Raw genomic sequence first — 11,053 nt, 5'->3', positions numbered from 1 at the left:
TGTTGCTTTTTGGTAAATCTTGGCAAAACTCAACAAGCTTAGGGACTTTATAAGCGGTTACGCGCTCTTTACAATAGGCCCTAACACTCTCTTGAGTGAGGTGAAAACCCGGCGTTGGGATAATAAAGGCTTTAATCGCCTCACCACTGTGCTTACAAGGTACTCCAATTACAGCAACCTCTTTGACACCTGGCATTTGACTAATTATATCTTCAATTTCAGCAGGATAAACATTAAATCCCGACACCAATACCATATCTTTTAGGCGATCCACTAGATAGACAAACCCTTTATCATCGATATAGCCAATATCCCCCGTTTTAAAAAATCCCATCTTGAGTAAAGGCCGCAATAGTGGCCTTAGCATCCTTCCAATAACCTCGCATCACCTGTGGGCCTTTGATGCAAATTTCACCGTGTTCACCTGCCTTTGCAATACTCTCATCTTCACGGCGTACAGAAACAAAGGTGGATGAAATAGGTAAACCAATGCTGCCATTAAATGAGTCACCAACCGGATTAATCGTCACTGCACACGAGGTCTCCGTCATGCCATACGCCTGACAAATTGGCACACCAGTTATTTTTTCCCATTGATCAGCAACGGACTGTTGAACCGCCATCCCGCCACCGACAACAGCGAGTAATTTAGAAAAATTAACCTGTTTAAATTCAGCATGCCGAACTAATGCATTAAATAGTGTGTTGACCCCACTGACAAAGTGAAACGGTGTTTTCTTTAATACTTTGACTAATGATGGAATATCTCTTGGATTAGGAATGAGAATATTCCGCCCTCCCAGATTCAAGAACAATAAGCAGTTACACTCAAGTGAGAATATATGATAGAGAGGCAGTGCTGTGATAATCGATAATTGCTCTGTCGTCTGGATTTTTGGAACGGCTTTTAGCCACTCATAAGTCTGGTAGACATTAGCTACTAGATTGCCATGCGATAAAATCGCCCCCTTCGCTAAACCTGTGGTCCCACCGGTATATTGCAAGAAAGCAATATCAGCCGACTCAACTAAAACCTCACGATAACGTTGCTGCTGGCCGATATACAATGCCTTTTTCAAGCTTGTCATCGTCAGTTGTGAGTGCACTGATTTATCTATACTTCTACGTACAATAAAATTCACGACATGGCGCTTAGCAAACGAGTACAAATCCCCAACAGAAGTGACAATCACATGCTTTACCTCTGTTTTTTGGATTGCACGCTCTAGCTCGCCAATAAAATTTTCTAAAACAACAATAGCATCTGTTTCTGAATCACGAAGTTGATGCTCTAAAGCGCGTGCTTTATATAAAGGGTTAATATTAACAACCGTTAAACCCGCTTGAAATGCACCAAATAAAACAACGGGGTATTGCAATAAATTAGGTAGCATAATCGCAATACGCTGACCTTTTTTTAATTTTAATTCATGCTGTAAAAAGCTTGCGAACTGAGAACTTCTCTCCCAAAGCTGCCGATAACTCATCGTGGTATTCTGACATGTAAATGCCGGTAAATCCGCATACTTCTGGCATGAGTCCGCATAAATACTCAGTAAGGTTGTTGCCTCATCCGCTTTCACATCAGCACTTACACCTTCTGGGTATTGCTGCAACCAAGTCCTTTCCATGCCAACATCCTCACCTTGATCACGAGGCGGGCCATAACCGACCCGCAATCCTTAAATAAAATAACGTTCTAAAGCGCTTCAAAAATTGCCGCAGCGCCCATACCGGTTCCTATACACATAGTCACCATACCATATTTTTTCTTATCACGACGCATGCCATGCAGCAAAGTCGCCACACGAATCGCACCCGTCGCACCTAGCGGATGGCCCAATGCAATGGCACCCCCTTGCGGATTCACAATCTCAGTATTTAAACCAAGCTCGTTAATCACCGCCAATGACTGCGCAGCAAAGGCTTCGTTTAGTTCGATCCAATCAATATCACTAAGAGATAAACCGGTTTGCTTAAGTACTTTTGGAACCGCAGCAATCGGGCCAATTCCCATGTATTCTGGCTCAACACCAGCCACTGCATAACCAACAAAGCGACCAATAGGTGTTAAATCATTTTCATGCAGTACTTTCTCGCTCACCAATAAGGTCGCACCCGCACCATCACTCATTTGAGATGAATTCCCTGCTGTCACCGAACCACCTTGCATAAAGACTGTCTTTAATTTTGCCAATGCTTCTAAGCTAGAATCAGGTCGTGGCCCTTCATCTTGACTGACCGTGATATTCTTTCTAATCACCTCATTGCGATCTAAATCAGCACCAGTGCGAACAATACCCATTGGCAAGATTTCATCATTAAAATAGCCTTTTTCTATCGCTATTGCTGCCCGACGATGGCTTTCTAATGCAAATTCATCTTGCTTTTCACGGCTGACCTTATACTTATCGGCGACACGCTCAGCGGTTAAGCCCATCCCATAAGCGATGGCAACATCATGGTCGCCATCAAACACTTTAGGATTCGCATTGAGCTTATTGCCCCCTAAAGGCACCATACTCATACTTTCTACACCACCACTGACAATCACATCAGCCAAACCACCACTAATACGTGCGGCTGCTAATGCGGCTGTTTCTACACCGGAACAGCAAAAACGATTGACCGTCATAGCTGGTACTGAATTTGGTAAACCTGCGAGTAAACTACCAATACGGGCCACATTCATGCCTTGCTCAGCCTCAGGCATCGCACAACCGATAATCACATCATCGACTTTTGCAGGGTCAATCACTGGCACGTTTGCCAGTGTCCCTGAAATTGCATGGGCTAATAAATCATCTGGGCGAGTGTGAGCAAATGCCCCTTTATATGCCTTGCCGACCGGTGTACGATTTGCCGCAACCACATAAACGTCTTGAACTTTTTTCATTCCTTTGTCCTCAATTAATTACGCAATGGTTTACCATTTCTTAGCATGTATTCAACACGGGCTTGAGTCTTTTCTGTTTCGAGCAATGACAAGAAAGCTTCACGCTCAAGGTGCAAGAACCACTCTTCATCAACGAGTGTGCCAGCATCTAAATCACCCCCACAAATCACTTCTGCCACTTTGGTTGCGATTAAATCATCATGCTCGGAAATAAAGTGACCATCTTTCATATTCACGATCATCATCTTCATCGTCGCAATGCCTTCACGGCCGATCACTGGAATTTGCGGTTTCACTGGAGGGCGATAACCCGACTCAGCCATGGCACTAATTTGCTGCTTAGCTACATATAAAATTTCATCAGCATGCATCACCGTTACATCCGCATCTTGCAAATAATTCATTGGCCCTGCGGCACGTGAACTCGTCGCAGCTTCTGCCATCGCAATATTCTTAAAATAGTTTTGCACTTCTTTATAGGGGTCGATGCTCCGTGATGCACGCAACGCCATTTCTTTGCAACCGCCGCCCGCAGGAATTAAGCCAACCCCCACTTCAACCAAGCCAATATAAGACTCTAACGCTGCAACAGTACGATCACAATGCATCATCACTTCACAGCCACCACCAAACACATAGCCACGTGTTGCCGCAATAGTTGGAATTTTTGCATAACGTAAGGCGAGTGTTGTGCGCTGGAATTTCTCCAAACTTTCGCGCATACGATCGATGCCTTCAACCATAAAGAGTTCAGCAAATTGTAATAAATTAGCACCGGCGCTAAAGTGCTCACCTTCTTGCCAAACCACTAAGCCTTTACTGGTTTTTTCAGCAACTTCAACCGCTGCAACGATACCATCGAGTACATCTTCACCAATCACACATAATTTAGATTTAAATGATAAAACAGCAATATCATCACCGGTCGTCCACAGACGTACACCTTCGTTTTCATAGAGTGTTTCACCGGTGATAACAGGTTCTGCAAGTACAGTTTGCGGGCTTAATTGACGCTTATAGACATCAAGCTCAGTACGACCGACAAATTGATTAATATGTGGGTTATAAGCCCCATCTGTGCTATATACACCGTTATATTCAGCAACATCATGCACCCATTGAGGCAAACTAGCTTGGCTTAAAGTAAGGCCATTGGCAATATCTTCTTCAATCCAAGCGGTAATTTGCTGCCAACCCGCTTTTTGCCATGTTTCGAACGGACCTTCTTGCCAACCAAAGCCCCAACGAATAGCTAAATCGACATCACGCACGGTCTGTGCAATCTCGCCAACATGGTAGGCACAATAGTGGAATAAATCACGGTAGCATGACCATAAAAACTGCGCTTCAGGTAAGCTCGAGGAACGCAATAAGGCAAAACGTTTCGCAACATCTTTTTCTGTTAAAATTGCTTTAACATCATCTGATAATTTTTCATCCGAAAGACGATATTCACCCGTTGATAACTCCAGAACATAAAGATCTTTACCTTCTTTCTTGTAAATACCTGCTTTTGTTTTCTGTCCTAATGCCCCTTTTTTAACGAGCATATTAATAAATTCAGGCATTTGATAAAGCATAGACCAAGGGTCATTATTCAAGCCTTCTTTCATAGTATTCACAACATGAGCAAATACGTCTAAGCCAACCACATCTGCCGTCCGATAGGTCGCACTTTTTGCGCGGCCAATCTTAGTCCCCGTCAACGCATCGACAATTTCAAAAGGCAGCTGGAATTTTTCTGTGTAATGACCGGTTGCCAGCATTGAAAATACACCAACGCGATTAGCAATAAAGTTAGGCGTGTCTTTCGCACGTACAACGTTTTTACCCAATGAGCTAACAAAAAAGCCTTCTAGCTGGTCAAGTAATAGGCTATCAGTGCTTTTTTGAGGAATAATTTCGATCAATGGCATATAGCGTGGTGGATTAAAGAAATGTACGCCACAAAACCGCTTCTTAACTTTCTCTGGCAGGCTATTAGCCAACTCATTAATGCTCAAACCAGAAGAGTTCGTTGCTAATACCGCATTTTCTTTAAGGTAAGGCGTTACTTTTTCAAACAAGCTATTTTTTAAATCAACACGCTCAGCAATAGCTTCCAGGACCAAATCACAATCTTTTAATAATTCTAAGTCAGTTTCATAATTTGCTGGGGTAATTTGTGTGGCAATATGATCAACAGCAAAAGGCGCTGGCTTCAGCTTTTTCAACCCTTGCAATGATTTTTTAACAAGTCCGTTAATGTCTTTTCCTTCTGCTGGCAAGTCAAATAAAATCGTCTCGATATTCCCATTAGCAAAATGTGCAGCAATTTGCGCACCCATAACGCCCGCGCCCAAAACAGCGACCTTGCGTATGTAAAAAGGTGTTTCGTTAGCCATCTTTCTCCCTCACTACTATTCCATTGTTATCGGTCGATCAGCACAAAAAATTGAATGATCACTCAGTTCTGCGCTTAATTCTTACATTTCTTTGTACTAACATGCAAGACTCATCATAGAAAAATCCCGATAAACAATATAACGCACTGCAAAATAAAGAGTAAATTTACTTTCAATAAAAAATCAGTAATATGAGATGAATTTAAACAAGGAGATTTTCATTATGAAACGGAAACTATACTCAACACTGTTACTCGGCACAGCATTTAGTCTGGCGACACTCACAAGTTTTGCAGCAACACCAAATACCAATACTCAAGCACAACCAAAAACTAACTTTCAAAGCCCTGTTGGTTATTGGGAGACAATCGATGATCACACTGGCAAACCTCATGGTATTGTCAAAATTTACAAGCAAACTAAAACAATAAACGGTAAAACAGAAACTGTACTGAACGGAAAAATATATGCAGGATTTTTATATAAAAAATCAGCAGGTAACCCACCGTCTCATACCTTCTGCACAAAATGTTCTGGAGAGTTAAAAAATGCAAAAGTCATTGGCTTACCGATTATTAACAACTTAAAGCATGAATCTGACAGTAGCGTTTGGGATGGAGGTACTATTCTCGACCCCGATAGCGGCAGTGTTTATAAAAGCAAGATTACCTTAACAGACCAGGGCCAAAAACTCGATGTTCGTGGTTATATCGGCTTTTCTCTTTTCGGACGTAGTCAGACCTGGCTTAGAATAACACCTAAGCAAATTCATGCACTGCAAACACAAGACGCAAAAAAATTCAGAGTTCACACTCATCACAAGCTAATTTATTTCCTGAAAAAGCCCAGAGCCTCTGGGCTATACAAAAAATTAAAGCCGATTCAACCACATGATCTGGCTATATGGAACTCGTAAAAATTGAAGTATTCTCAATGATCCCTTGACTTAATTTTTTATCAAATGTAGCTATATTTTCACAGATATACTGTTTACCCATCTCATCGAATTTATTAGGTATACCCTTTAAAAAAATTATAATTTAAATACAGCGCATAAACAAAAATCAGACCATTATTTTTTTCACACACCCATAATTGATAATGATTAAAATAATCGAAAAAACCAAACTGGCTATTCACCAATGTAGGTATTGCCTCATCCATAAAACAAATCGACCGAGCTATATCTCCATCATGAAAAGATTGCGCCGATTTAAGCAAGCGACCAATACTGGCCTTACGCAATTTACAGCCATTAAGGTTAATTTCTTCGCTGTGCCCTAGTTGAACTGCATCGAATATAGATTGAAAAGGATTCTCTAATATTTTATCATATTCAACCTGTTGTGCAGGCGTAGATTGTCCTTGTAGATGAGCTAAAGCCTTAGCAATATAGCGTCTCATTAATCCCTGATAACTATTTTTTCTTTTTCAAATAAAGCAATTAACCTTTCCATAGAATCAGTCACTTGTTCTAGTTCTGCGTGGTTTAAATAGCGAACAAATAAAGCAAGCATTAAAACTTTCGCACTATGAAACATTTCACTCACAAGTAGATAATCAATAGGCAAAGATTCAAATATTTTTGTTCGTTTTAAATTTTCCATAACATCATGCTTTATGCCATCTGCATCCATCACATTACATAAAGAATAAGCAAACGCATTGACTATAATATTATCAATACCTTGCTCGCTCTCAATTTTAGTAAAACACTGTGAAAGGTTAGATAAATAGGTAAAAGTCCCCCTTTAAAACGGCTTGACCTTCAACCTTCATGACCAAAGACCCCATATTTAAATCAATTGCACTATTATCCTGCATCATAATCTCCAAAATATTTCACATTTTCCCAAGAACTAAGGAGATTATAATGATAAAGCAGATGGCTTATTATAAAATACTAGACAAAATATTTACATTATCAGACAAAATAATATTACTTACAGTTAAAGCTAGTGCGATAAAGAACTTTAACCTATTGATTTTTCTATAGGCACCAGTAATTTCTGACCAACCCGAATATGATCCCCCTTTAAGTGATTCGCCTGACGTAATGCGGATAAACTGGATTTAAGTTTTAAGGCAATCTTAGATAAAGACTCTCCAGAGCTGACCCTATAATAGCGATGCCGATGAGAAAACCAGGTTTGCTCTGGCGGGTGTTGCTCCAGGTAACTCACCACCCCGTTTGCTAAGGCGCTGACCAAACGCTTTTGATAACCCGCTTGCATGAGCTTTTTAGCCTCACCTGGATGAGAAATAAATCCTAATTCAACGAGTAAAGAGGGCACATCTGGTGCTTTAAGTACGGCAAAATCAGCGCGCTGAATTTTTTTATAGTGTAATGGTATAGATTTTTTTAATTTATTAAGCACTACACCAGCAAATTGGCGACTTTGCTTTAACGTCGCATTTTGTGATAAGTCTAATAATACCTCAGCAACATTTTTCTTCGTTTTCTTTAAAGAAACATGACCGCCAATCAGCGCTGCATTTTCACGTTCAGCTAGCAGCTTGGCTGCCTCTGAACTTGCACCTTCTCTTGATAAAATAAAAACTGAACCACCTCTAGCTCGAGTATTTTTAAAGTGATCGGCATGCAAAGAGATAAATAAATCTGCTCCCATTTGTCGAGATTTCGCTAAGCGTTCACGTAAGCCGATAAACTGATCTGTATCCCGTGTTAAAGACGCTTGCACCCCCGGCAAGCGATTTAAATAATTCATTAATTGTTTAGCAACACTTAAAGTAATATTTTTTTCATAAATGTTATTTTTCCCCACAGCCCCAGGATCATGCCCACCATGCCCCGGGTCGATTAGAACTCTGGCCAAGCGCCATAATATCGGCTTTTCTTTATTTTCTTTTAAAGCCGATGCAGATAATATCAGTTGTAAGCGACTACGATGCCCTTGCCAATGCGTAGAAACCTGAACCGACCGATCCAGATCAAAAATCACACGCAATGTTTTGTTTTTCTGTAAAGCATAGCGAACGCGTTTAATATAAGGACTCAGTTTTAAACGCGACAGCGATGTTTTTTAATGCAGTGTGATGAAAGTCAATCACTAATTTTTGCAGGCTGGTGTAAGTGAAATACCTGATAAACCGGTTTACGGGAAAGCTCAAAACCAATATAACTACTACGTTCTTTACTCCAAAGTCGAACTGTTTTAAGATCAGCGGCAAAAGAAGTATTAATTAAGCCAAAACTTATAATCAATAACAGGGCTTGTTTAAAAGCCCTTACCTGCGTTTTAAGCCAGATCTGACTGCAATTGCACCAGCACCGCCTGGCCCGCTTGACTGCCTGCCTTAAACTGAAGATGACGCCCTTCGTCTTCATAGCTGATGATACATTCAAGATCTGCAACCGGTAAAACCCCTAAGCCCTTCTCAGGCCACTCGACGATGCATAAACGTTCAGCTAAATACTCTTCTATGCCAATAAACAGCAACTCTTCAGGATCAGCCAGGCGATACAAGTCAAAATGTGCGACATTCACAGCAGGCGTATCATAAAGCTCAACCAAAGTATATGTCGGGCTTTTGACAGCGCCTGTCACCTGTAACCCCCGCAGAAAACCCCGCGTTAGTGTTGTTTTTCCTGCTCCGAGATCACCATGCAACTGCAAGAGACTCAACTGCTTACAATAAGATGCAAGCTTTGCACCAAACGCTTCCATTTTTCTACTATCTGCAATAGATAACTGATAATCACGCATCATTTTTTCTCTTGGGCTTCCTCTTGTACTGGGCACCAAATTTTTTGGCGATAATATTTAAGCTCATCAATCGAATCTTTAATATCATCAAGCGCTAAATGTTTACTTTCCTTAGTTAGGCCCTTTAAGATTTCAGGATTCCAGCGCTGAGCGAGCTCTTTAAAGGTACTGACATCGATATTGCGATAATGGAAAAATGCTTCAAGTTCAGGCATGTATTCTCTTAAAAATGCGCGATCTTGATGAACACTGTTTCCACACATCGCCGAAGCGCCTTTGCTAATATGCTGGCTTAAAAACTCAATCGTTAAGCGCTCAGCCTCTTGGGTTGACTTATCACTCTTGCGCACGCGTTCAGTCAACCCTGATTGCCCATGCTGCTTAATGCACCATTCATTCATGTTTTCAAGCACAGCATCTGACTGATGAATCGCATAGACTGGCCCTTCGGCAAGGATATTCAATTCAGCATCCGTGACTATGGTTGCAATTTCAATGATTTTATCCTGTTTGACTTCTAAGCCTGTCATCTCAAGATCAATCCAAATCATTCGCCCAGCTTGCTCATTTTGACTCTTGTTCTCGTCTGCCATTACCTTGACCTATACCCTAATTTATCAATAATTCTAATTTCATCTACACTAGACATACATTATACACGTCTCTCGGTGTACACTATGCTAGCGTAATTTATTAGATCATCAAGTGATAGGAGCTTATGGCCAAACGACGTTTATCCCGCCGCCAATCGTGGCGCATTGAAAAAACACAGCAAGAGCGCATTAAACGTGCTGAGAAACAAGAGCAATACATCGATGATCTATTGCACTCTAGCGAGCTCAGCGCCGAAGAAGATGGCATTGTTATTACTCAGTATGGTCAAAGCGCCGATGTGCAAATAACAGCGGGCGAGGTCGTCCGCTGTTTCTTCCGTCAAAATGTCGGCTCAGTCGTCGCAGGAGACAATGTAATTTTTCGCCAAGCCAAAGGCTCCGACGGTGTCATTGTTGCCAACCGCCCCCGTCATTCAGAACTATTACGCCCTGATAAATATGGTAAAATTAAAACTATTGCAGCGAACATCGGCCATATTTTATCGTCTTCGCCTCAGAACCCGAAGCCCAAGAAATTCTGATCGACCGTTATTTAGTCGCCGCCGAACTGCAAGGCATTCGCCCCTCTTTAGTTTTAAATAAAATAGATCTACTTAGCCTCGAGGCTCAAAAAGAATATTTACAACGCTTTCAGCATTATCGTGATATGGGTTATGACTTGATTCAAGCCAGCACGAAAGGAAATCACGGCCTTGCCCCACTCTGCCAGGCCTTAAAAGGCGCGAATAATGTATTTGTCGGCCAGTCGGGCGTTGGAAAGTCATCATTGGTCAATATGCTACTTGAGAATGATTCAGCCCGAGTTGCAGAAATCTCCGACAGCAATCAAAAAGGTCGCCATACCACAACAGCAGCAACACTCTATCACTGCCCTACCGGCGGCAATATCATCGATTCTCCAGGCATCCGCGAGTTTGGCCTTTGGCATATCGAGCCTGAACGTCTGATCAACGGCTTTATTGACTTCAAACCCTTTATTGGTCACTGCCAGTTTCGTAATTGCACCCATGATAATGAGAAAGGCTGTGCCTTGACAGCCGCGGCAAAACAAGGGAAGATTCAGCCGCTGCGATTAACCAATTACCATCGCATTATGAAAACAATATTAGAATCAAGCCATTTAGCTAATTCTGCACAGAAACCGACGAACTGAGGATAGTCAAGCGTCCATGAAAAACCGTATTCAACGTTTTTTACAGCGTTATATCGTTCCTCAACATCTATATTCCCGCTTTCTCGGCTTTCTTGCAGAGCGTCGTATTCCACTCGTCACTCACTACGGTTTACGTGATTTTGTTAAGCGCTATCAGGTCGATATGAGCGAAGCGGTTGAGGAAAATCCAGACAATTACAGAACGTTCAATCAGTTTTTCACCCGTGCTATTAAGCCTGAACTACGCCCAATTGCACCTGCAAAAAATGCCATTGCCT

The 11,053-nt window shown here is 41.6% G+C and carries 12 protein-coding genes and 1 pseudogene; 4 read left to right on the top strand and 9 right to left on the bottom strand.

All coding sequences use genetic code 11. The features are described 5' to 3' along the window. The 4 genes from BGC07_RS22680 to BGC07_RS14745 form a co-directional block, all read right to left on the bottom strand. Window positions 1–334 (bottom strand): AMP-binding enzyme (locus tag BGC07_RS22680; RefSeq protein WP_449421082.1); only part of this gene is annotated, 334 nt, incomplete at its 3' end. After that, window positions 321–1,631 (bottom strand): AMP-binding protein, encoded by a 1,311-nt coding sequence (locus tag BGC07_RS14755; protein ID WP_235603282.1) that lies wholly within the window; start codon window positions 1,629–1,631, stop codon window positions 321–323. The genes BGC07_RS22680 and BGC07_RS14755, both read right to left, overlap by 14 nt. 68 nt (window positions 1,632–1,699) lie before the next feature. Then, on the bottom strand, window positions 1,700–2,896 hold the full coding sequence (locus BGC07_RS14750) for an acetyl-CoA C-acyltransferase (RefSeq protein WP_069313713.1): 1,197 nt from the start codon (window positions 2,894–2,896) through the stop codon (window positions 1,700–1,702). A gap of 14 nt (window positions 2,897–2,910) precedes the next feature. Beyond that, window positions 2,911–5,280: a 3-hydroxyacyl-CoA dehydrogenase/enoyl-CoA hydratase family protein gene (locus tag BGC07_RS14745; RefSeq protein ID WP_069313712.1), complete on the bottom strand. Its 2,370-nt coding sequence runs from the start codon at window positions 5,278–5,280 to the stop codon at window positions 2,911–2,913. Window positions 5,281–5,503: 223 nt separating this feature from the next. Here BGC07_RS14745 and BGC07_RS14740 point away from each other — a divergent pair, with 223 nt between their 5' ends. Beyond that, on the top strand, window positions 5,504–6,196 hold the full coding sequence (locus tag BGC07_RS14740; RefSeq protein WP_069313711.1) for a DUF2147 domain-containing protein: 693 nt from the start codon (window positions 5,504–5,506) through the stop codon (window positions 6,194–6,196). A gap of 95 nt (window positions 6,197–6,291) precedes the next feature. Here the strand turns inward: BGC07_RS14740 and BGC07_RS14735 are convergent, their stop codons facing one another. The 5 genes from BGC07_RS14735 to orn all read right to left on the bottom strand — a co-directional run bounded on the left by BGC07_RS14735 (window position 6,292) and on the right by orn (window position 9,601). Next, window positions 6,292–6,684 carry a hypothetical protein gene (locus BGC07_RS14735; protein ID WP_069313710.1) on the bottom strand — a complete coding sequence of 131 codons (393 nt, stop codon included), beginning with the start codon at window positions 6,682–6,684 and terminating at the stop codon, window positions 6,292–6,294. After that, window positions 6,684–6,917 (bottom strand): hypothetical protein, encoded by a 234-nt coding sequence (locus tag BGC07_RS14730; RefSeq protein ID WP_069313709.1) that lies wholly within the window; start codon window positions 6,915–6,917, stop codon window positions 6,684–6,686. Before BGC07_RS14730 ends, BGC07_RS14735 begins: the two co-directional genes overlap by 1 nt. Before the next feature lie 336 nt (window positions 6,918–7,253). After that, window positions 7,254–8,243 carry an N-acetylmuramoyl-L-alanine amidase gene (locus BGC07_RS14725; protein ID WP_235603280.1) on the bottom strand — a complete coding sequence of 330 codons (990 nt, stop codon included), beginning with the start codon at window positions 8,241–8,243 and terminating at the stop codon, window positions 7,254–7,256. A gap of 297 nt (window positions 8,244–8,540) precedes the next feature. Then, complete coding sequence (gene tsaE / locus BGC07_RS14720; protein ID WP_077216971.1) at window positions 8,541–9,008, bottom strand: tRNA (adenosine(37)-N6)-threonylcarbamoyltransferase complex ATPase subunit type 1 TsaE; 468 nt, start codon at window positions 9,006–9,008, stop codon at window positions 8,541–8,543. Continuing rightward, window positions 9,008–9,601: an oligoribonuclease gene (orn, locus tag BGC07_RS14715; RefSeq protein ID WP_069313707.1), complete on the bottom strand. Its 594-nt coding sequence runs from the start codon at window positions 9,599–9,601 to the stop codon at window positions 9,008–9,010. Before orn ends, tsaE begins: the two co-directional genes overlap by 1 nt. A 125-nt stretch (window positions 9,602–9,726) precedes the next feature. Between orn and BGC07_RS21265 the strand changes: the two genes are divergently transcribed. The 3 genes and pseudogenes from BGC07_RS21265 to BGC07_RS14705 form a co-directional block, all read left to right on the top strand. Next, a complete protein-coding gene (locus BGC07_RS21265; RefSeq protein WP_201258153.1) occupies window positions 9,727–10,143 on the top strand; it encodes a ribosome biogenesis GTPase RsgA family protein in 417 nt (138 codons plus the stop codon). Continuing rightward, on the top strand, window positions 10,104–10,775 hold the full coding sequence (rsgA, locus tag BGC07_RS21260; RefSeq protein WP_201258179.1) for a ribosome small subunit-dependent GTPase A: 672 nt from the start codon (window positions 10,104–10,106) through the stop codon (window positions 10,773–10,775). The genes BGC07_RS21265 and rsgA overlap by 40 nt, the downstream gene beginning before the upstream one ends. A 16-nt stretch (window positions 10,776–10,791) precedes the next feature. Further along, a pseudogene (locus tag BGC07_RS14705) lies at window positions 10,792–11,053 on the top strand (archaetidylserine decarboxylase); the annotation flags it as partial.

This window comes from Piscirickettsia litoralis (assembly GCF_001720395.1).
Lineage (GTDB): Bacteria > Pseudomonadota > Gammaproteobacteria > Piscirickettsiales > Piscirickettsiaceae > Piscirickettsia > Piscirickettsia litoralis.
This window is presented reverse-complemented; position numbering and strand designations above follow the sequence as displayed.

Coding starts and splice junctions, on each gene's coding strand:
- BGC07_RS14755 (WP_235603282.1), bottom strand. CDS start 1,631: ATGGAAAGGACTTGGTTGCAGCAATACCCAGAAGGTGTAAGTGCTGAT.
- BGC07_RS14750 (WP_069313713.1), bottom strand. CDS start 2,896: ATGAAAAAAGTTCAAGACGTTTATGTGGTTGCGGCAAATCGTACACCG.
- BGC07_RS14745 (WP_069313712.1), bottom strand. CDS start 5,280: ATGGCTAACGAAACACCTTTTTACATACGCAAGGTCGCTGTTTTGGGC.
- BGC07_RS14740 (WP_069313711.1), top strand. CDS start 5,504: ATGAAACGGAAACTATACTCAACACTGTTACTCGGCACAGCATTTAGT.
- BGC07_RS14735 (WP_069313710.1), bottom strand. CDS start 6,684: ATGAGACGCTATATTGCTAAGGCTTTAGCTCATCTACAAGGACAATCT.
- BGC07_RS14730 (WP_069313709.1), bottom strand. CDS start 6,917: ATGGATGCAGATGGCATAAAGCATGATGTTATGGAAAATTTAAAACGA.
- tsaE (WP_077216971.1), bottom strand. CDS start 9,008: ATGCGTGATTATCAGTTATCTATTGCAGATAGTAGAAAAATGGAAGCG.
- orn (WP_069313707.1), bottom strand. CDS start 9,601: ATGGCAGACGAGAACAAGAGTCAAAATGAGCAAGCTGGGCGAATGATT.
- BGC07_RS21265 (WP_201258153.1), top strand. CDS start 9,727: ATGGCCAAACGACGTTTATCCCGCCGCCAATCGTGGCGCATTGAAAAA.